Source organism: Rheinheimera baltica (genome assembly GCF_030731985.1).
GTDB classification, from domain to species: domain Bacteria; phylum Pseudomonadota; class Gammaproteobacteria; order Enterobacterales; family Alteromonadaceae; genus Alishewanella; species Alishewanella baltica.
On record NZ_JAPJDY010000004.1, the window covers coordinates 423,400 to 444,865 of the forward strand.

General features: G+C 47.5%; 22 protein-coding genes. 20 read left to right on the plus strand and 2 right to left on the minus strand.

The genetic code is table 11. The features are described 5' to 3' along the window. Nucleotides 1-14 precede the first annotated feature (14 nt). Entirely contained in the window at nt 15-1,301 is a 1,287-nt protein-coding gene (gene purD / locus ORJ00_RS09320) for a phosphoribosylamine--glycine ligase (RefSeq protein ID WP_306139650.1), read from the minus strand. A 30-nt stretch (nt 1,302-1,331) separates the two neighbouring features. Next, entirely contained in the window at nt 1,332-2,156 is an 825-nt protein-coding gene (locus tag ORJ00_RS09325; protein WP_305975310.1) for a class I SAM-dependent methyltransferase, read from the minus strand. Nucleotides 2,157-2,326: 170 nt separating this feature from the next. Here ORJ00_RS09325 and trmJ point away from each other — a divergent pair, with 170 nt between their 5' ends. The 20 genes from trmJ (at nt 2,327) to der (ending at nt 21,462) form a co-directional block, all read left to right on the plus strand. Further along, nucleotides 2,327-3,067: a tRNA (cytosine(32)/uridine(32)-2'-O)-methyltransferase TrmJ gene (gene trmJ / locus ORJ00_RS09330; RefSeq protein ID WP_306137243.1), complete on the plus strand. Its 741-nt coding sequence runs from the start codon at nt 2,327-2,329 to the stop codon at nt 3,065-3,067. Between the two features lie 3 nt (nt 3,068-3,070). After that, a complete protein-coding gene (cysE, locus tag ORJ00_RS09335; RefSeq protein WP_027671079.1) occupies nt 3,071-3,880 on the plus strand; it encodes a serine O-acetyltransferase in 810 nt (269 codons plus the stop codon). Nucleotides 3,881-3,996: 116 nt separating this feature from the next. Continuing rightward, nucleotides 3,997-4,479, plus strand: a complete 483-nt coding sequence (gene iscR, locus ORJ00_RS09340; protein WP_027671078.1) for a Fe-S cluster assembly transcriptional regulator IscR — start codon at nt 3,997-3,999, stop codon at nt 4,477-4,479. 17 nt (nt 4,480-4,496) lie between these two features. Then, nucleotides 4,497-5,711 carry an IscS subfamily cysteine desulfurase gene (locus ORJ00_RS09345; RefSeq protein ID WP_306125670.1) on the plus strand — a complete coding sequence of 405 codons (1,215 nt, stop codon included), beginning with the start codon at nt 4,497-4,499 and terminating at the stop codon, nt 5,709-5,711. Between the two features lie 29 nt (nt 5,712-5,740). Further along, on the plus strand, nt 5,741-6,124 hold the full coding sequence (gene iscU / locus ORJ00_RS09350; protein ID WP_305975304.1) for a Fe-S cluster assembly scaffold IscU: 384 nt from the start codon (nt 5,741-5,743) through the stop codon (nt 6,122-6,124). 5 nt (nt 6,125-6,129) lie between these two features. Beyond that, complete coding sequence (iscA, locus tag ORJ00_RS09355; RefSeq protein WP_305975302.1) at nt 6,130-6,453, plus strand: iron-sulfur cluster assembly protein IscA; 324 nt, start codon at nt 6,130-6,132, stop codon at nt 6,451-6,453. A 28-nt stretch (nt 6,454-6,481) separates the two neighbouring features. Beyond that, entirely contained in the window at nt 6,482-7,006 is a 525-nt protein-coding gene (gene hscB, locus ORJ00_RS09360) for a co-chaperone HscB (protein WP_305975300.1), read from the plus strand. Between the two features lie 8 nt (nt 7,007-7,014). After that, nucleotides 7,015-8,862, plus strand: coding sequence for a Fe-S protein assembly chaperone HscA (hscA, locus tag ORJ00_RS09365; RefSeq protein WP_306139651.1), 1,848 nt, complete (start codon nt 7,015-7,017; stop codon nt 8,860-8,862). A gap of 3 nt (nt 8,863-8,865) precedes the next feature. Further along, nucleotides 8,866-9,204: an ISC system 2Fe-2S type ferredoxin gene (fdx, locus tag ORJ00_RS09370; protein ID WP_027671072.1), complete on the plus strand. Its 339-nt coding sequence runs from the start codon at nt 8,866-8,868 to the stop codon at nt 9,202-9,204. Between the two features lie 140 nt (nt 9,205-9,344). After that, entirely contained in the window at nt 9,345-10,499 is a 1,155-nt protein-coding gene (locus ORJ00_RS09375) for a porin (protein WP_306137410.1), read from the plus strand. A 9-nt stretch (nt 10,500-10,508) separates the two neighbouring features. Continuing rightward, complete coding sequence (locus tag ORJ00_RS09380; RefSeq protein WP_306139652.1) at nt 10,509-10,922, plus strand: type 2 periplasmic-binding domain-containing protein; 414 nt, start codon at nt 10,509-10,511, stop codon at nt 10,920-10,922. A 160-nt stretch (nt 10,923-11,082) separates the two neighbouring features. Beyond that, entirely contained in the window at nt 11,083-11,514 is a 432-nt protein-coding gene (gene ndk, locus ORJ00_RS09385; protein ID WP_027671069.1) for a nucleoside-diphosphate kinase, read from the plus strand. A gap of 106 nt (nt 11,515-11,620) precedes the next feature. Continuing rightward, entirely contained in the window at nt 11,621-12,748 is a 1,128-nt protein-coding gene (gene rlmN / locus ORJ00_RS09390; RefSeq protein WP_027671068.1) for a dual-specificity RNA methyltransferase RlmN, read from the plus strand. Nucleotides 12,749-12,763: 15 nt separating this feature from the next. After that, a complete protein-coding gene (gene pilW, locus ORJ00_RS09395) occupies nt 12,764-14,776 on the plus strand; it encodes a type IV pilus biogenesis/stability protein PilW (RefSeq protein WP_306139654.1) in 2,013 nt (670 codons plus the stop codon). Beyond that, entirely contained in the window at nt 14,773-15,597 is an 825-nt protein-coding gene (locus ORJ00_RS09400; protein ID WP_027671066.1) for a RodZ domain-containing protein, read from the plus strand. The genes pilW and ORJ00_RS09400 overlap by 4 nt, the downstream gene beginning before the upstream one ends. 2 nt (nt 15,598-15,599) lie before the next feature. Next, entirely contained in the window at nt 15,600-16,703 is a 1,104-nt protein-coding gene (gene ispG, locus ORJ00_RS09405; RefSeq protein ID WP_027671065.1) for a flavodoxin-dependent (E)-4-hydroxy-3-methylbut-2-enyl-diphosphate synthase, read from the plus strand. Nucleotides 16,704-16,778: 75 nt separating this feature from the next. Beyond that, on the plus strand, nt 16,779-18,044 hold the full coding sequence (gene hisS / locus ORJ00_RS09410) for a histidine--tRNA ligase (protein WP_306139655.1): 1,266 nt from the start codon (nt 16,779-16,781) through the stop codon (nt 18,042-18,044). A gap of 39 nt (nt 18,045-18,083) precedes the next feature. Further along, nucleotides 18,084-18,719, plus strand: a complete 636-nt coding sequence (locus ORJ00_RS09415; protein ID WP_027671063.1) for a YfgM family protein — start codon at nt 18,084-18,086, stop codon at nt 18,717-18,719. Between the two features lie 10 nt (nt 18,720-18,729). Then, nucleotides 18,730-19,911: an outer membrane protein assembly factor BamB gene (bamB, locus tag ORJ00_RS09420; protein WP_306139656.1), complete on the plus strand. Its 1,182-nt coding sequence runs from the start codon at nt 18,730-18,732 to the stop codon at nt 19,909-19,911. A 72-nt stretch (nt 19,912-19,983) separates the two neighbouring features. Beyond that, on the plus strand, nt 19,984-21,462 hold the full coding sequence (der, locus tag ORJ00_RS09425) for a ribosome biogenesis GTPase Der (RefSeq protein ID WP_027671061.1): 1,479 nt from the start codon (nt 19,984-19,986) through the stop codon (nt 21,460-21,462). The last annotated feature ends 4 nt before the right edge of the window (nt 21,463-21,466 follow it).

The window sequence follows — 21,466 nt, forward strand, 5'->3', positions numbered from 1 at the left end:
TGTTTTGATTAAACTTATTTTTGCTCGCGGGCAATGGCGCGGTAACCAATATCAGTGCGGCAGAACATGCCATCCCAACTAATTTTGTCTACCAGCTGATATGCCGCTTGCTGTGCAGCAGTAACATTCTGGCCTAATGCGGTAGCGCAAAGCACCCGACCACCGTTGGTAAACACCTTATTGTCTTTAAGCTCAGTGCCAGCATGAAATACTTTTGCCGCTACACTATCCGCACCGTCAAGACCACTTATTACCTTACCTTTGGCATAGCTATCAGGATAACCGCCAGCCGCTAACACAACGCCTACTGCAGCCTGTTCAGTAAAGTTAATCTGCTGTTGGGCCAGGGTAGTTTTCGTTGCGGCTAAGCACAGTTCCACTAAATCAGACTGTAAACGCATCATAATAGGTTGCGTTTCAGGGTCGCCAAACCGGCAGTTAAACTCCAGTACTTTGGCACTGCCATCGGGTGAAATCATCAAACCGGCATACAAGAAGCCAGTAAACACGGTGCCTTCTGCTGCCATACCGTTTACAGTAGGGTAAATAACATGCTGCATTACCCAGTCATGTACTGCTGGCGTCACCACCGGGGCGGGTGAGTAGGCCCCCATACCACCGGTGTTTGGCCCTTTGTCACCATTATCACGGGCTTTATGATCCTGTGACGATGCAAAAGGTAGCGCAGTTTTACCATCTACCATAACAATAAACGACGCTTCTTCACCGGTTAGAAACTCTTCCACAACAACCCGACTACCAGCGTCACCAAACTTGTTGCCTGATAACATGTCGTCGATTGCGGCATCAGCTTCTTGCTGGCTCTGCGCAATAATCACGCCTTTACCTGCCGCTAAGCCATCGGCTTTTATTACCACTGGTGTGCCTAATGTGTGAGCAAAAGCCTTAGCCGGAGCAATTTCCGTGAAAGTCTGATAAGCGGCGGTCGGAATACTGTGGCGGGCTAAAAAGTCTTTGGCAAAGGCTTTTGAGCTTTCCAGTTGTGCAGCTGCCTGTGTCGGGCCAAAAATGGCTAAACCGGCAGCGTTAAACGCATCAACCACGCCTTTAGCGAGCGGCGCTTCGGGCCCAACAATGGTTAGGCCAATCTGCTCTTGCTGGGCAAAAGCCAGCAGTTCAGCCACGTTATCTGCGGCAATAGCAACATTGGTCAGGTTTGCTTCCCGTGCTGTGCCAGCATTACCTGGCGCCACAAACACCTGTGTAGCTAAAGGCGACTGCGCCGTTTTCCATGCCAGAGCATGTTCGCGGCCACCGCCGCCAATTACCAGTACTTTCATTGCGCTTTCCGTTAATAACTAAATAAAAAATTATTTTGCTGCAGGTTTAACAAATTTTAAGGTCATGCGGTCACTTTCGCCGATGGCCATATACTTGTCTTTGTCCTGATCTTTTAACCGAAACGACGGTGGCAATGTCCAAACGCCGCCAGCATAGTCTGCGGTATCTTTCGCATTAGCGTTCACTTCGCTGCTGGCTTGAAACTCAAAACCTGCTTGTTCAGCCGCTTTTACCGTTAATGCCTGAGGGAAGTAACCGCTTTTAATCCACTCGCCAACCATCTTGTCTGCCGGTAAACGGTGTTCTACCACACCTAATACGCCACCGGGTTTTAATGCCGCGTAAAATTGCTTGAAGCTATTAACCAGTGCTTCATCGCCACCTTGGTTATACCAGTTGTGCAGGTTTCTAAAAGTAAGCACAACGTCGGCGCTGCCTTCTGGTGCGATGGTATTGCTGCCTGTTGGCGAGAATTCAGTGAGTTGTACCCGGTTGTATATTGGGTTGCTGGCCAGTTTCTCAACAAAAGCGGCTCGGCTACGTTTGTAATAATCAGATTCAGTTTCAGCAGGAAAGTGAGCGGCATAGTAGGTGCCATGTGCCGCTAACAGCGGAGCCAGAATTTCGGTATACCAACCACCACCAGGGGAGATTTCAACAACGGTGCTGTTGGGTGTCACATTAAAAAAAGCTAAGGTTTCAGCGGGATTACGGAACGGGTCGCGCACAACATTAGCTGGAGTACGGCTTTGATGTTCAACAGCTAACTGCAAAGCATCAGTAGAGGCATCGGCCATCGTTAGTGAACTAAACAGAACAGCAGACAGTGCCGCAGCAAGTTTTATTGTTTTCATCTTCGTGGTTCCCTGTGGTGAAAGTGGCGGTAGTGTAGCAAAACAAAGTAAAAAAAGCAGGTTAGCGCGGCGCATTAATCAGTATAATTTAGATGGCCAGACTGCTATTTTCTCATCAACAATTATTCCAGGCTGTGCTAGAATATCAGCCCTTTTACGCGGGAAGCCTTATGTTAGACCAAATCCGAATTATTCTAGTGGGTACAACCCATACCGGCAATATTGGCTCGGTAGCCCGGGCAATGAAAACCATGGGCTTGTCACAGCTGTGTTTGGTAGCGCCGAAAGAGCTACCCGATGGCCAGGCATATGCACTGTCGGCCGGTGCCAGCGATATTCTGGCAAACGCCCGGGTGTTTGACAGTTTAAAAGAGGCCATTACCGATTGTGGCTTAGTGGTTGGCAGTAGCGCCCGTTCGCGCACATTAAGCTGGCCGATGCTGGAACCTCGTGATTGTGCTGCGCTGGCAGTGAAAGAGGCAGCAACACATCCGGTTGCGTTAGTGTTTGGCAGAGAAAGCAGTGGCTTAACTAACGAAGAGTTACAACTGTGCAATTACCATGTGTGTATACCGGCCAATCCGGATTACAGCTCGCTCAATTTAGCCATGGCAGTACAAATTGTCACGTATGAAGTGCGCATGGCCATGTTGCAACAGGCTGAGCAAACTGCTGTGGTGGATGATGTCGCCTATCCAACCAGTGAGCAGATGAACAGTTTTTATCAGCATTTAGAAGATACGTTAAACGATACGGGTTTTATTATTAAACAGCATCCGGGTGTTGTTATGACAAAATTAAAACGTTTGTTTACCCGTGCCCGGCCGGAAGAAGCCGAATACAATATTTTGCGCGGTATATTAACCTCAGTACAGCGTTTTGGTCGCAATACTATGGGTGATAAGGAGTAACGCATGTTTGCGGGTATCAAAGAAGATATCAAAAGTGTGTTTGAACGCGATCCTGCGGCGCGCAGTAGTTTTGAAGTATTAACAAACTATCCGGGCTTGCATGCTATTTGGTGGCATCGGGTAAGTCATAAACTCTGGCGTGCTAACTGGAAGGGGTTGGCGCGTTTTTTAAGTACACTGTCACGCTGGTTTACTGGTGTGGAGATTCATCCAGGTGCGAAAATTGGACGACGCTTTTTTATCGATCATGGTATGGGCGTTGTTATTGGCGAAACGGCTGAAATTGGTGATGATGTTACCCTGTATCATGGTGTAACACTGGGTGGTACCAGCTGGAATCCGGGTAAGCGTCATCCAACCCTGGCTAACGGTGTTGTTATTGGTGCCGGTGCTAAAGTACTGGGCCCGCTGATGGTGGGTGAAAACGCCCGCATAGGTTCAAATGCGGTGGTAGTTAAAGATGTACCTGCAGGAGCCACCGTTATTGGTATCCCGGGACGTATTGTGGCCAAAGCGGACGCTATTGTCAGTGCAGAGCGCAAGCAATTGGCACAGAAGTTTGGTTTTGATGCCTACGCGGTAGCGGCCGATAACCCGGATCCGGTTGCGAATGCCATTGGCCGGATGCTGGATCACATACAGCTGCTGGATCGTAAAGTGGGTGAATTGTGTCATAGCGTTAATCAGCTCGGTGGCAATGTTTGTGATCAAGTGCCCACTGTTGATATTGAAGAAGAAGACTTTAAATTGGCAGAAAAACGTGCCGCAGACGCTCGTAAACGTGACGTAGAAGCCTTTGACCCGAATATCTGATTATTGCTAGTTCGGAACTTAGTGGCCTGAATACTTGACTAACTTACTAGGTTATTAATACTTGACTAAAATAGTCGGGAATGTACAATGGCGCCATTGTTTTCAGGGAGCAAAGCATGAGATTAACGTCCAAAGGCCGCTATGCGGTAACGGCTATGTTAGATGTAGCCTTACACACAGCAACGGGCCCGGTGCCACTGGCTGACATTTCCGAGCGTCAGGGTATTTCGTTGTCTTATCTTGAACAATTGTTCGCCCGGTTACGTAAACACGGTTTAGTTAGCAGCGTGCGAGGCCCGGGTGGCGGTTATCAGCTGGGGCGTGAAGCCACAACCATTTCAGTTTCTGATGTGATCAGCGCTGTCGATGAGTCAGTTGATGCCACTCGCTGTCAGGGCAAGTCTGATTGTCATGGCGGAACCCGTTGTTTAACGCATACCTTGTGGAGCGATCTAAGCCATCGCATTGAAGATTTTCTTACCAGTATTACGCTGGGAGAGCTGGTTAACCAGCAGGATGTACAGACTCAGGCAAAACGGCCAAACAGCCGTATTGTAAAGAACCCGGCAACTGATATCGAAGTTAGCTGCCAGCTGTAGGCAACACGGAGCAAATAATGAAGCTACCTATTTATCTGGATTACGCTGCAACTACGCCGGTTGATACCCGTGTAGCAGAGAAAATGATGCAGTTTTTAACAATGGACGGCGAGTTTGGTAACCCGGCATCACGTTCGCATCGTTTTGGCTGGCAAGCTGAAGAAGCGGTAGAAATTGCCCGCAGCCAGATTGCTGAGCTGATTAACGCTGATCCACGCGAAATTGTATTTACTTCTGGCGCAACAGAATCAAATAACCTGGCGATTAAAGGCGCGGCTGATTTTTACCATAAAAAGGGTAAGCACCTGATTACGGTTAAAACTGAGCATAAAGCCACGCTGGATACCATGCGTCAGCTTGAACGCGAAGGTTATGAAGTCACCTACATGGAACCGCAAACCGACGGTTTGGTGACGGTAGCGATGTTAGAAGCGGCTATTCGTCCTGATACCAGCGTGATCAGTGTGATGTTTGTCAATAATGAAATTGGCGTAGTGCAAGACATCGCAGCCATAGGCGAGATGTGTCGCAGCAAAGGTATTATTTTTCACGTTGACGCTGCTCAGGCTGCTGGCAAAGTAGACATTGATCTGCAAGCACTTAAAGTCGATTTAATGTCATTTTCAGCGCATAAAGCCTATGGCCCTAAAGGCATTGGCGCGTTGTTTGTTCGTCGCAAACCACGTATTCGCTTAGAAGCACAAATGCACGGCGGTGGGCATGAACGTGGAATGCGTTCAGGCACGTTGCCAACCCATCAGATTGTTGGCATGGGCGAAGCGTTCCGTATTGCTAAGCTGGAAATGCAAGCTGAAATTAGCCGTATTACTGTACTGCGTGATCGCCTGCTTAACGGCGTTAAAGACTTAGAACAAGTATTTTTAAACGGTAATCGCGAGCAGCGAGTGCCGCATATCACCAACATCAGCTTTAACTATGTTGAAGGTGAGTCGCTGATCATGGCGTTGAAAGATATTGCTGTGTCATCAGGTTCAGCCTGTACATCGGCCAGTTTGGAACCGTCTTACGTACTGCGTGCACTGGGTATGAGTGATGAGCTGGCACACAGTTCTATTCGTTTTAGTATCGGCCGTTTTACCACGGAAGAACAAGTTGACCATACGATTAAAATAGTACACCAGGCGATTGATAAGCTACGTGCAATGTCACCGTTGTGGGATATGTTCAAAGATGGCGTCGATTTAAACACTGTGGCCTGGGTTGCGCACTAAGCGTTCCGGCTGCACAAGAGGTAATTATCATGGCATACAGTAATAAAGTAATCGATCACTACGAAAATCCACGTAACGTCGGCTCGTTCGACAAAGACGACGCCAGTGTTGCCACCGGTATGGTGGGTGCACCTGCGTGCGGTGACGTAATGAAGCTACAAATAAAAGTGAGCCCGGAAGGCATTATCGAAGACGCTAAGTTTAAAACTTACGGCTGTGGTAGTGCTATTGCTTCAAGCTCATTGGTAACTGAATGGGTTAAAGGTAAAAGCCTGGACGAAGCGCAGCAGATAAAAAACACTGACATCGCGCAGGAACTGGCATTACCACCAGTGAAAATTCACTGTTCAATTTTGGCCGAAGACGCCATCAAAGCGGCTATTGCTGACTATAAGCAAAAGCACGGAGGCTGAGTGTAATGGCCATTTCGATGACAACTGCCGCTGCTGATCGGGTGCGTAGCTTTTTGCAAAACCGGGGTAAAGGTATAGGGCTGCGGGTAGGTATTAAAACCACCGGCTGCTCTGGCTTGGCATATGTACTGGAATTTGTTGACACACTGAACGACGACGACGAAGTGTTTGAACAGGATGACCTGAAGCTGATAGTTGACGGTAAAAGTCTGGTATATATCGACGGTACGCAGCTGGACTTTGTTAAAGAAGGCTTAAATGAAGGCTTTCAGTTTAACAATCCTAACGTCAATGGCGAATGTGGTTGTGGCGAAAGTTTCACAGTTTAAGCACTTAATTTAGGTATCTAGGGGCCGGATGAATTATTTTCAGCTGTTTAATCTGCCGGCGTCGTTCGACCTTGATCTTACGGAATTGGGGTCGCGTTATTTGCAACTACAGCGGCGTTTTCATCCTGATCAGCACAGTGCGGGTTCAGAGCGTGATAAACTGCTGGCAGTGCAGCAGACCGCCAACATTAATGATGCGTATCACAGTTTAAAGCACCCGCTACTGCGTGCCGAGCACTTGCTGGCGTTACGTGGTTTAAAGATCAGCAATGAGCAACGCAGCTTTACTGATCCAATGTTTTTAATGCAGCAAATGGAACTACGCGAGCAAATTGCTGAAATTGAGCAAAGCGCCGATCCAGATTCTGTCATTGATATGATAGAGCGCCAACTACAGCAGCAAAAAAGAACACTGCTTCAGCAGTTGGCCGCTGCGCTGGACGCGGAAAATACAGCACAGGATCAACTCGCTGCTGATGTGATCCGTAAACTAAAATTCTTCTTTAAGCTGCAGCAAGAGCTGGAGCTGATAGAACAGCAACTACAAGACTAAACGACACTATGCTATTACAGATCGCAGAGCCCGGACAAAGCGCTGCGCCGCATCAGCACAAGCTAGCGGCCGGTATTGACCTTGGTACCACCAACTCTCTGGTTGCAACGGTGCGCAGTGGTGAGGCTAAAACGCTGGTTAATCAGCAAGGTCGAGACATGCTACCGTCCGTAGTACGTTACACCGCAGATAATGTTATTGTTGGCGATGATGCTATGGCCGCCGCCGCTACCGATGCCGATAATACTATCGTGTCGGTAAAGCGATTAATGGGCAAAGGCTATAGCGAAACGCTGGCGCTTAAAGACAAAGTTCCCTATCAGCTTGTTGACCAACAAGGGTTAGTCGCCATTGATACCGCACAAGGCGTGAAGAACCCGGTTGAAATATCCGCTGAAATTCTGGCTACCCTGGCCAATACGGCCAGCGAAACCTTAGGTGGCGAATTAAACGGTGTAGTGATTACCGTGCCGGCCTATTTTGACGATGCCCAACGCCAAGCGACGAAAGATGCCGCTAAATTAGCCGGTTTAAACGTGATGCGACTATTGAATGAACCTACGGCTGCTGCGCTAGCCTATGGTTTAGATTCTGGCCAGGAAGGTGTTATCGCCGTATATGACTTAGGCGGCGGTACCTTTGACATCTCTATTTTGCGTTTACGTCGGGGAGTGTTTGAAGTACTGGCGACGGGTGGTGACTCTGCTTTAGGCGGTGATGACTTTGACTATGCCATTGTTAGTCATCTGCAACAACTCAGTGGTCAAAGTAGCTTGTCTCATCAGGCCATGAGGCACTATTTAACCTTAGCCCGTCATGTTAAAGAGCAATTAACTGATAACGAAGTAACGCATTTTACGTTGCCTGGTGCTGCAGACAGCATGCAACTGTCACGGGCAGATATTGAGCAATTGATTGCGCCGCTGGTAAAGAAAACCATTCGCGCCTGTCGTCAGGTATTGCGCGATGCTGATTTAACCGTTGAAGACGTTGTTAAAGTGGTTATGGTAGGTGGGTCTACCCGGGTGCCATTAGTGCGACAGGACGTAGCCCGCTTTTTTGGCAATGAACCCCTTACCTCTATTGACCCAGACAAAGTGGTTGCCTTAGGTGCTGCTATTCAGGCTAATGTATTGGTGGGTAATAAAGCCGATAGTGATACGCTGCTGCTGGACGTTATTCCATTGTCATTGGGACTTGAGACGATGGGTGGCCTGACAGAAAAAATTATCCCACGTAACACGGTAATACCCGTTGCCCGGGCGCAGGAATTTACCACTTTCAAAGATGGTCAGACTGCCATGGCGCTGCATGTGGTGCAGGGTGAACGTGAACTGGTGGATGACTGCCGCTCACTGGCGCGCTTTGAATTAAGAGGCATACCACCTATGCCTGCAGGTGGCGCGCACATTCGTGTTACTTTTCAAGTAGATGCCGATGGCTTGCTGAGCGTTACTGCGCAAGAGAAATCGAGCGGCGTACAAGCGAATATTCAGGTTAAACCGTCTTATGGTTTAAGTGACGAGCAAGTTACCACTATGCTGAAAAGCTCAATGCAATTTGCGCGGCAGGATATGCAGCTCCGTTTGTTACGTGAGCAGCAAGTTGAAGCCGAGCGTGTACTTGAAGCGGTGTCACAGGCGCTTAATACCGACGTATCATTGCTTGATGAAAAGGAAGTCGCCGATATTACCCAGGCGCTTGCTCGCTTAGCACAGGTGAAACAGGGTGATGATACTGCAGCGATTAAAGCGGCTATTGAACACACCAATACTTTAACAGATGATTTTGCCGCTCGACGCATGGATCAGTCTATCCGAACTGCGCTCAAAGGCCACAACGTGGACGAGGTATAACTAATGCCACAAATCGTATTTTTACCCCATGCAGAACTGTGCCCAGACGGTGCAGCCCTGGATGCTAATACTGGTGAAACGGTGCTAGATGTTGCACTTCGCAACGGTATATCCATTGAACACGCATGCGAGAAATCGTGTGCTTGCACTACCTGCCATGTCATCGTTCGAGAGGGGTTTTACTCACTCAATGAGAGTGATGAACTCGAGGACGACATGTTAGATAAAGCCTGGGGCTTAGAGCCGGAATCGCGTTTGGGCTGTCAAGCGCGAATAGCGGATGAAGACTTAGTGGTGGAGATACCAAAATATACGGTAAATATGGTCAGCGAAGGCCACTAATCCTCACAATGTTAAAAGGCCTGCAAGGGCCTTTTTTTACGTCTATTCTAAGACTTATAATAATAATAAATACTACACACAGGGCAGATTAGCGCATTGTGAGCTAGTCTGTTTATGAAAACGATAATGACGGAGCAACTATGCTTAAAAAATCTCTTATTGCCCTAGCCGTGTCAGGCTTGCTTTTCACGTCAGCTCACGCTGAAGTAAAGGTAAACGGTTTTGCATCGATAAAAGCGGGTATCGCTTTAGACAGTGACGATACCTTATATGGCTATAACGACAGTCTGGATTTTAAAAACGAAAGTTTGTTTGCTGTGCAGTTAATGTCTGATTTAGGCGAAAAACTGTCAGTAACTGCTCAGCTTGTAGGGCGAGGAGCAGAAGACTTTGATGTTGGTTTTGAGTGGGCTTTTTTAAGTTACCAGGCAACAGAAGAGCTGCGTATTAATGCTGGTCGTTTACGTACGCCGTTTTACAAATACTCAGACTATCGTGACGTCGGCTACGCTTATGACTGGTTACGTGTACCTCAGGGCGTATATGGTTTAGGCTTTGATAATATTGAAGGTATATCGTTTTATCACACAACGCAGCTAGGCAATTTTGACTCTAGTTTACAAATTGTTGCAGGCGCGTATAACGGCGATGCGCAAATCAGCGGCGTGGCTGTAAACGCGAAAATTGATAATATTGTTGGCGCAACGTGGGAGATGAGCCAGGATTGGTATAGCCTGCGCGCGGCCTATCTGATTGGTAAAGTAAGTGTTGAAGCCGAAGTTGTTCAGCTACAACCAGACGTTACTTTTGGTGATTTTTTTACTAGCTTGTCAGGTTTAGGTCTTACTGGTCTGGTTGATGAAATTGATATCAAAGAAGAAGACGGCAGTTTTTTTGGCATAGGATTTACTGCAGATAAAAACAATTGGTTGCTCGTTGCTGAATATACGCTGGTTAAGGTAGATAACAGCTTTATTGCCGACCAGAAGAACTTTTATGTCTCAGTGGGGCACCGTTTTGATGTTATAACACCTTACGTTTCCTATGAAAAAGAGGACAACGAAGCGAAAACGGATATTTATGCTCCTTATGCCACCACATTACCTACGCAACTGCTTATTCCGGTTACTGGTATAGTGCAAAGCCAGGCTCGCGAAGCAACAACCTATAACTTGGGTTTGCGCTACGATTTCCACCCTTCTGCGGCATTTAAAGTACAATACAGCTCTGAAGATAACGAGATTGCCGACGTACGTCAGGATGTTATTGCCTTTGGTGTAGATTTAGTTTTTTAAGGAGATATCATGCGTATTGTTAAAATGTCGTTATTGCTAAGCGCATTGTTATCTGTCAGCGCTATGGCTGATATAGCCGTTGTGGTTAATCCCGCTAACGGCAATGCTGTTTCCACCGATGACCTGAACCGATTATTCTTGGGCCGCACGTCAACTTTTGCTGATGGTTCAAAAGCCACGCCGCTCAATTTGCCTGAAGGGCAAGCTGCAAGAGATGAATTTGATAGCAAAGTATTAAATCGTTCATCTGCTCAGTTAAAAGCTTACTGGTCAAAGCTGGTGTTTACCGGTAAGGGCACGCCGCCGAAAGAAATGGCAGATGATGCTGCAGTTAAGGCCGCTGTAGCCGCTGATCCTAATGCCATTGGTTATATAAGCAGTGGTAGCGTCGACGGCACGGTTAAAATGGTTACAACGTTCTAATCGCTGGCAACAGTGTAAAACTACTGTCATTAAAAGCCGCAACACTATGTTGCGGCTTTTTTATCAGCAAAAATAGGTTTTTTTTTACAACTAGCGTATAATTTGCCGCCTTAAAATTTAATCACTCAGTTTATAAACATACTTAATCAGGGAGCCTGTTATGGCGTTAGAACGTACTTTTTCAATTATCAAGCCAGATGCTGTAGCTAAAAATGTTATCGGTGCAATTTACAACCGTTTCGAATCAGCCGGTTTACGTATCGTTGCTGCCAAAATGCTACACTTAAGCCAAGAACAAGCTGAAGGTTTCTACGCTGAGCACAAAGAGCGTCCTTTCTTTGGCGCTTTAGTGTCTTTTATGACGTCTGGCCCGGTAATGGTTCAGGTATTAGAAGGTGAAGACGCGGTACGTAAAAACCGTGAAATCATGGGTGCAACTAACCCTAAAGATGCGACAGCGGGCACGTTACGTGCTGATTACGCTGCAAGCATCGATGAAAATGCTGTGCACGGTTCAGACGCTGCGGCATCAGCTGCACGTGAAATTGCTTACTTCTTCACAGAAGCTGAGCTGTGTGCCCGTACCCGTTAAGCGTTAATCGCCTGCGGTAACGGACTAAGGGGGCAGCAGCCCCCTTAGTGCATGTTGGTACAGTGTTTTATGGCTATTGTTTATTGTGGTAAGGAGTGTTCAGCAAATGACTGAGCAACAAAGCAAAATTAATTTACTTGATCTTACGCGTGCGCAAATGCAGGCGTTTTTTGTCGATATGGGCGAAAAACCATTCCGTGCCGATCAGGTAATGAAATGGATTTACCACTTCTGTATCGATGACTTCGATAAGATGAGCAATATCAATAAAGTATTGCGGGAAAAACTGAAAACGCGCTGTGTTATTGAAGCCCCCGTTGTGGTTACCCGGCAGGACAGCAGTGACGGTACCATTAAGTTTGTTATGGGCTTAAGCGGTGGCCAGGAAGTTGAGACTGTCTGGATCCCAGAAAAAGACCGCCGCACGTTATGTGTGTCATCTCAGGTTGGCTGTGCATTAGATTGTTCGTTCTGTTCAACCGCGCAGCAAGGTTTTAACCGCAACCTAAGCGTGTCAGAAATTATTGGCCAGGTATGGCGCGTGGCTCAAATTATTGGCAGCTACGGTGATACTGGCGATAAGCCTGTTACCAATGTTGTGATGATGGGGATGGGAGAACCGCTACTTAACCTTAATAACGTGGTGCCAGCGATGGAGCTGATGCTGGAAGATTTCGGCTTTGGTTTATCTAAGCGTCGCGTCACGCTAAGTACCTCTGGTGTGGTACCCGCATTGGACTTATTGCGTGACAAAATCGACGTTGCGTTGGCTATTTCATTGCATGCGCCAAATAATGAATTACGTAACGAATTGGTACCGGTAAACCGTAAATACCCGATGGAAGAGTTTTTAGCGGCTTCAAGGCGTTATGTGGCGAACTCTAAGGCCAATGATAAGGTCACAGTAGAGTACGTCATGCTTGACGGTGTTAACGACAGCATGGAACAGGCGCATGAACTGGCGCATGCGCTTAAAGATACTCCGTCAAAAATCAACTTGATCCCGTTTAATCCGTATCCAGGCTCGCCGTACAAGCGTTCGAGCAACTCACGGATTGACAGATTTAACAAAGTCTTACAAGAATACGGCTTTACTGTTATTGTACGGAAAACCCGTGGTGATGACATTGATGCTGCTTGTGGTCAATTGGTAGGCGATGTTATCGACAGAACAAAAAGGCTGATTAAAAAGCAGCAAAAAGGTCAGCCAATAGACATAAAAATGCTGCAATAAATCAAGGAAGTGGGTGTGGTGAAGCAAAAAGTTCTCATTGGTATTTCACTCTGTAGTTTGCTGGTGTTATCAGGTTGCGTATCGGAACAAACGTATGTCGGCAGTGATAAGCCGGTATCAGACCGTAGCTTTGATAATATTGAAGCGGCTCGCACCCGTATTTCGCTGGGGTTGAACTATTTACGTCGTGGCGACACCTCACAGGCAAAATATAACCTGGAACGGGCGCGCAGTTTTGCTCCCAATTCCGCAGAGGTTTATAGCGCCTTAGCCTACTATTATCAAAGCGTTGATGAATTAAAGCAGGCAGAAGAGTACTTTCGGCTGTCTATTTCCAAAGACAGCAATTATGCGGATGCTTACAATAACTTTGGTGCTTTCCTGTGTCAGTTAAATCGCTATGAAGAGTCAGAAGAGTTACTGCTTAAAGCGATTAGCCGACCTGGCTATATTCGTGTTGCTGAGAGCTACGAAAACCTAGCGCTATGTCAGTTACAACAAAACAACTTTGTAAAAGCGAACCGTTTTCTGGATTCTTCTATTAGCCATAACTCTACTAGAATTAGCTCCCTCACTATGTTAGCTGCGGTATCTTATGCGATGGGGGATAACCGCCAGGCTAAAACGCAATTAGATCGAATTCAGCGCTTAGGAAGGGTTTCTGCTACAACCGTGCTGCTTAGTTACCTTATAGCAGATAAAAATGGTGACCGTGAAACCTTACGTAACGCCGAACAATTGCTACTGACACTCTACAGCGATACACCTGAAGCCAGGCTGTTATTGCAAGGTAAGTTGCAAGACAGTGAGTTTGAGCGACTACGTGAAAGGTACAAAGACAGCCTGATGGCAAACATTGTATTGCCTGAAGATGATGCAGTAAAAGCAGAAGTACCAGAAGCCCCTGTGGCTAATCCCAAGTTAAAGATAGTGCGGCGTAAAAATGATAGTGGTCAAACCGACAACGTTGCTGTTGCTCAAGCGACACCAAGGTCGCAGCCTGCCAAAGCCGGCGCAGAACCCGCAGCGTTGAAAAACGCCACCAGCGACATTGCTAATAGTTTAGGTGGTGTTACGCAAACTGCCGTTGCAGAACTGGCGAATGTCGATGTTTTGCCTGATGAGAAAGTAAACGTTGATAACACCTACGACAAGCAAATTGTTGATGCGCAGCAAGCGGAGCAAGAGGCTGCAGCATTATTAGTGTTGCAAGAGCAGCAACGTGAGCAAGCGGAGCAAGACGCCGCAGTATTAGCGCTGCAAGAACAGCAACGCCTGCAAGCAGAGCAAGACGCGGCAGTATTAGCGCTGCAAGAACAGCAACGCCTGCAAGCAGAGCAAGACGCGGCAGTATTAGCGGTGCAAGAAGAGCAACGCCTGCAAGCCGAACAAGACGCTACAGCATTGGCCGTGACAGAAAAAGACAATCTGCAAACTGAACCCTTGCAAACCCAACCTCTGCAAACTGTGCCAGATGTTTTAGCGCAAACCGAACAGAGCGATACCACAGCGGACACCGAGCCTATGCCGTCGGTTGATGCGTCAATCAGTGAAGATTTAGAAAGTGCGACAGCGAAGTCGCAGACCCAGATGCAGGAAGATGAACGTGCCACTGTGCCAGATTCAGAGCAGGCTGTTGCAACAGAGGTATTAGATTTACCCAATTATCATATTGTGCAAAGCGCTGAGTCGCTGTATGCGATATCTGTACAGCATAATATTCGCCTGCAGCGTTTAATGGATTGGAATAAGCTTACGCCTGACTCCGTTATTAAAACGGGGCAAAAAATATGGTTGGGCCCTGTAAGCGAAGAGCAACTGAATGAACAGCCCGCAACAGCCAGAGTTCAAATTGTCGCCTCTGAACCTATGCACATCGTTGCTGAGGGTGAAACCATGTTTGGTATTTCTTATCGCTACAATGTCCGGTTAAGTAGTTTCTTAAGCTGGAATAACCTTAGCGAAAACAGTAAATTACAGGTTGGTCAGCAAGTATATGTTATTGACCCGGAAAGTGTTAATCAATGACAACCGAAGATCAGGTATCTGCCAGTGCCGGCCAGATGTTACTGCAAGGCAGAGAACAGCGCCAGCTTAGCGTACAGCAGGTTGCGTTACAGCTTAATTTAAAACCGGAACAAGTTATTAAGCTAGAGCAAGATCAGTTTGATAACATGCCTGAAACCTTTGCCCGTGGTTACGTTAGGGCATATGGGCGCTTGCTTAAACTACCTGAATCACCCTTGATGGCGGCTTACGCTCAGCAAAGCGGTCGTGAGCAAAGCATTACTAAGCCAATGCGGACGTTTTCTAATCGTACTGCAAAGCAGGCAACGGAAAACCGCTTTATGTGGCTAACTTACGGCATTATTTTGCTGCTAGTCGTATTGTTGTTTATTTGGTGGTGGCAAACCGCCAGAGTCACGGTATCCAATGCCGAACAGCCTGTACCTGAGCCTGAAGTGGTAATATCCGCAACGGTAACTGACGTTATAGCTGAACCGCCGCAACCCACACCGGAACAGTTCAGCGAGATGTTAGAACTATTAGTACCTGCAGAGGAAAATACCGCCGAATCTGCAGCAATTGAGCTTGTACCTGTTGTTGATCTGTTAGAAATGCGTTTTAGTGAAAATTGCTGGGTTGACGTTTTGGATGCCGATGGCAACCGGGTTGCATTTGGTACCAAACAAGCAGGTTACATTATGCAGCTAAGTGGCAAGGCGCCGTTTACTGTTACCCTGGGAAACCCTAGTGTCGTGAAGATTAATTTCAATCAGCAGGCTGTTGATATGTCAGCATTAGCGGCTGGTAGAGTGGCTAAATTTACAATTCCTGAGTCAGATTAAGCATGTTTGCAGAAAACCCTATAAAACGTCGCATAAGTACGCAAATTCGTGTTGGCAATGTATTGATTGGTGGCGATGCCCCCATTGCGGTGCAATCTATGACGAATACGCTTACCACTGATGTGGCCGCTACCGTGGCACAAATTAAAGCAATTGCTAAAGCCGGTGCCGATTTGGTGCGGGTGTCAGTGCCAACGATGGACGCGGCAGAAGCCTTCAAGTTGATAAAGCAGCAATCCCCGGTTCCTCTGGTTGCTGATATTCATTTCGACTACCGCATTGCATTGAAAGTGGCAGAATATGGCGTAGATTGTTTGCGGATTAATCCGGGCAATATTGGCCGGGAAGACCGCATCCGTGCAGTAGTCGATTGCGCACGCGATCATAATATCCCCATTCGTATTGGCGTAAATGGTGGCTCGTTAGAGGCAGATATTCAGCAAAAGTATGGTGAACCAACGCCTGAGGCGCTGGTTGAATCGGCTATGCGACATGTTGATATTTTAGACCGGCTTAACTTTGATCAGTTTAAAGTGAGTGTTAAAGCTTCAGACGTATTTTTGGCGGTAGGGGCTTATCGTTTGCTGGCAAAGCAAATTAAGCAACCGTTGCATTTGGGTATTACTGAAGCCGGCGGCGCGCGTGCAGGGGCAGTGAAATCTGCCATAGGTTTGGGCATGTTACTGGCTGAGGGTATTGGAGACACATTACGCATTTCGCTTGCCGCTGATCCGGTGGAAGAAGTGAAAGTCGCATTCGATATTCTTAAATCGTTACGAATTCGCTCCCGTGGCATAAACTTTATTGCTTGCCCTAGCTGTTCGCGGCAAGAATTTGATGTGATTAAAACCATGAATCAATTGGAAGAGCGGTTAGAGGATATCACGGATCCCCTCACTGTATCGGTAATTGGTTGTGTGGTGAACGGACCGGGCGAGGCATTAGTGTCTGATTTGGGAGTCGCTGGCGCCAGTAAAAAAAGCGGGTTTTATATCAATGGTCAGCGCCAAAAGTTAAGGCTGGACAACGAGCGAGTTGCCGATCTGCTAGAGCAACAGGTGCGTGAGTACCTGCAACAGAAAATTACCGTGCGACAGGTTGAATAAGCCGAGCTTGGTGTTTGGTTCCGTTGCGCCTATAATCGCAGCTGTTTTTTAATTTAAACCGATGGAAATGTAATTTTGTCGAAGCAAATTCAGGCCATTCGCGGCATGAACGATTGTCTGCCGCAGGATACGCCGGCATGGCAACATGTTGAACAGGTATTGCGCCAAACGGCGGCTAGCTATGGTTATAGCGAAATTCGCTTTCCTATAGTGGAAATGACCGATCTGTTTAAGCGCTCAATTGGTGAAGTTACCGATATTGTCGAAAAAGAAATGTACACCTTTGCCGACCGCAACGGTGACAGCTTAACGCTGCGCCCTGAAGGTACGGCATGCTGTGTGCGTGCAGGTAATGAGCACGGGTTGCTGTACAATCAAGAACAACGGTTGTGGTATACCGGGCCAATGTTTCGCCATGAGCGACCGCAAAAAGGCCGTTACCGGCAGTTTCACCAGTTTGGTCTTGAAGCCTTTGGTATTGCCAGTGCAGATATTGATGCTGAAGTGATCATGCTCAGTGCCCGTTTGTGGCAACAACTCGGCCTTACGCCCTATGTGAAGCTGGAATTGAATTCTTTAGGTTCAGCCCAAGCCCGTACTGCATACCGTGATGCTTTAGTTGCGTATCTGGAACAGCACAAGGCGGCGCTGGATGAAGACAGCCTCAGACGCATGTACAGTAATCCGCTGCGGGTATTAGACAGCAAAAACCCGGCACTGGCAGACATACTAGCCGCAGCGCCTAAGCTGGCTGATTATCTTGATGAGGATTCCGCAACACACTTTGCCCGCTTGAAACAATTACTGACACTGGCAGGCATTGAGTTTAGCGTGAATCCGCGCCTGGTCCGTGGCTTGGATTACTACAACAAGACGGTATTTGAATGGGTCACCACTGAGCTAGGTTCCCAGGGGACTGTGTGTGCCGGTGGCCGTTATGATGGTTTGGTTGAGCAACTAGGTGGCAAAGCCACCCCTGCCGTTGGTTTTGCCCTGGGGCTTGAGCGGTTAGTGCTGTTGTTACAAACCTTAGAACTGTTACCTCAGCTGCCGGCCAGCGCCGATATCTATCTGATGGCACTTGGTGAAAAAGCGGAACTTGCTGCACTTTCTGTTGCCGAACGGCTGCGAGCAGATTTGCCACGTAAACGCGTTATGGTGCATTGCGGTGGTGGCAATTTAAAGAAACAAATAAAGCGCGCAGATAAATCTGGTGCAGCTATTGGCCTTATCATCGGTGAAGATGAGCTGGCACGCGGGGAAATTAGCGTTAAGTGGCTACGTGAAGACAAACCACAACAAACCTTATTATTAACTGAACTGGCAAAAGCGCTGGCATAGAAAGCTTAACCGGCCTTTGACGTACAACGGAGTAACGCAGTGGAAATTTACAGCAGTGAAGAACAACAAGTAGAAGCGATTAAACGCTTTTGGCAAGAGTACGGTAAAGCTATTTTGGGTGGCGTAGTGCTGGGGCTTGCGGCGTTGTATGGCTTTCGTTTTTATCAAGCGGAACAACGTGGTGCTGCAGAACAGGCATCAACTAAATATAACCAACTGATCATACAGCGTGATGCTGCAGCAGCGAGTGAAGACTGGCTTGCAAAGGCTCAAGGCTTTATTGCCGCGGCAAAAGACGATAACTATGCCGTGTTGGTGGCGTTGTTAGCGGCTAAAGACGCAGTAACATTACAACAGTTTGATAAGGCCGAAGCCCAACTTAACTGGGTGATGACGCATGCTAAATCAGCTGAAGTACTGGCAGTCACTCAGTTACGTTTGGCGCGTTTGCAACGTGAACAAGGTAATGTGGATGCGGCGTTGGTAACAATAAACAAGCCGATGCCAGAGAGCTTTGCTGCACTACAAGCTGAATTAAAAGGCGATATTTTGCTGCAAGCTGATAAAGCAGCAGAAGCAAAAGCCGCTTATGAAGTGGCGTTAAGCACTGCCGGAAGCAATAAGCAGCTACTACAAGTTAAGCTAGATGAATTGGCACACATCACTGCAGTGTAAAGAGGTAAGTGTGAAATTACAGGTTAAACAGGTATTACTGCTGGCTACCTTGGTACTGGCGGGCTGTTCCAGTAAAGACGAGCTTGTATTACCGCCGGTGACAAACATCATTGACCCTGCCTTAGTGTGGGATCACGATGTAGGTTCTGGGGTGATGCATTACGAATCCAGCTTAACGCCAATTATTGTTAAAAACAGGGTTTATGCTGCTAGCCGAGAAGGCCTGGTTATAGCGTATGACCTGGAAACGGGAGATCGCAAGTGGCAATTTGATTTGCGCAAACCAGCGGGTAACTCTTTCTGGCAAGGGATCAGCGATGTTTGGTCTGGCGATAATGCGCGTATTTCCGGCGGCTTAAGTTTTGGCTACGACAAACTGTATTTTGGTACAGAAAACGGTGATGTTGTTGCTTTGTCTGCCGATGGCGAGCTGGTTTGGCGCGTTGATGTTAAAGGCGAAGTATTGGTAAAACCAGCTATCGGCGATGGCCTAGTTGTTGTAGCAACGGGTGCCGGCACTTTGATAGCACTGCACCCTGACACCGGCGAGCAACGCTGGCAGTTTGAAAACGAGCAACCCGCACTAACACTGCGTGGTGTCAGTGAGCCAGTTATTGAAGCCGGTGGCGTTATTTACGGCTCTGGCAACGGCAAATTAGGTGTACTTATTGCTGAGCGTGGATACCAGGCGTGGGAAGAAGCCATCGCGATTCCTACGGGTACTACCGACTTGTCGCGGTTAGCTGATGTTGATGCTAAGCCTGTGGTAGTAGGGGGCACCGTATTTAGTATTGGTTTTAATGGTGCTTTAATTGCGATGGAGTTACGCACAGGCCGACAACTGTGGAAGCGTGATTATGCCAGTTTCCGCAATATGGCGGTTGCCGGTGATATTTTATATGTCGTCGATGCTGTTGGCCGAATTTATGCCCTTGACACTAGAAATGGTACTGAGAAGTGGTCGCAGTTTGGTTTGAATAATCATTACCTTACTGCACCAACCGTATACAAAACTTATTTAGTGGTAGGCGATAATCAAGGTAACTTGCATTGGATTAATCGTGAAACGGGTGATTTTGTTGCCCGCCAAAGCATGGACAGTTCAGGCTTTTATGCCGAAGCCGTAACGGATGGCAGTTATCTGCTGGTACAAAGCCGCAACGGTGAGCTAGTCTTATTACAAACGCCTTAAACCGGGCTTAGCGGTTGAAGTTTTTAGACAGGCCTAACCCAGGCCTGTTTTGTTATTTTTGAGGTTCACATAATGTTGCCTGTCGTTGCCCTTGTAGGGCGAGCCAATGTCGGAAAATCGACACTTTTTAACCGTCTAACCCGTACACGCGATGCACTGGTTGCAGACTTCCCCGGCTTGACACGAGACCGTAAATACGGCTCTGTGAATTTTGATGGCCTGGAATTTATTGTTGTAGATACCGGTGGTATCGACGGCAACGAGCAGGGCATTGAAGTTGAAATGGCTGAGCAATCGCTAAAGGCCATTGATGAAGCTGATGTAGTGCTGTTTATGGTCGATGCCCGCGTTGGCGCGACGGTAGGCGACGAAGCGATAGCGGCACATATTCGCAAAGTAGAAAAGAAAGTATTTGTTGTTGCCAATAAAACCGATGGATTAGATGCCGACACCGCCATAGCTGATTTTTACAGTTTAGGACTGGGTGATGTGTATGCTATTGCTGCGGCGCATGGCCGTGGTGTGTCGTCCTTGTTAAACCACGCGTTAATACCGCTGTTAACCGAAGAGCAGCAAAAAGTATTAGCCGGTGAAGTTGTGGTTGAGGACGGCCCGGCGCTTGAAACCCTGACCGAAGAAGAGGCGGATGCCGAAGCGGCAAGGCTGCGCAGTGAACATATTAAACTGGCGATAGTTGGCCGGCCGAATGTGGGAAAATCTACGTTAACTAACCGCATTTTAGGTGAAGAGCGCGTAGTGGTATTCGATATGCCCGGCACCACGCGTGATTCTGTCTATATTCCCATGCAGCGTAACGACCGTGACTACACGTTAATTGACACCGCAGGCGTACGGCGTCGCGGCAAAATTGATGACATGGTAGAAAAGTTCTCGGTGGTTAAAACCCTGCAGGCTATTGAAGATGCCAACGTGGTTATTTTGGTTGTGGATGCCCGTTTGGGTATTTCTGATCAGGATTTAAGTATTTTAGGCTTTGTACTGAACGCTGGCCGCTCGCTGGTTATTGCGGTAAACAAATGGGACGGCCTGAACGATTCTGTTAAAGATGAAATAAAACGCGAGCTGGACCGCCGTTTAGGTTTTATCGACTTTGCCCGCTTACATTTTATCTCTGCATTGCATGGCTCTGGTGTTGGTAACTTGTTTGAATCGGTAGAAGAGGCCTTTGATTCAGCTACCAAGCGCCACAGTACGGCACTACTAACCCGCATTATGAAGATGGCGCAGGAAGATCACCAGCCGCCATTGGTTCATGGTCGCCGGGTAAAATTAAAGTATGCGCATGCCGGTGGTTACAACCCGCCATTAATTGTTATTCACGGTAACCAGGTGGATGACCTGCCAGATTCTTATAAGCGTTATCTGATGAATTATTATCGTAAAGCGCTGCAAATGATGGGGACACCAATACGGGTTGAATTCCGTGAAGGTGAAAACCCGTTTGCGCCAACGAAAAAGAACACGGAAACGCCGCTGCAAAAATACAAGCGCGAGCGTTTAATGAAAGCGCGTAAGAAGATGGACCAATAAGGAC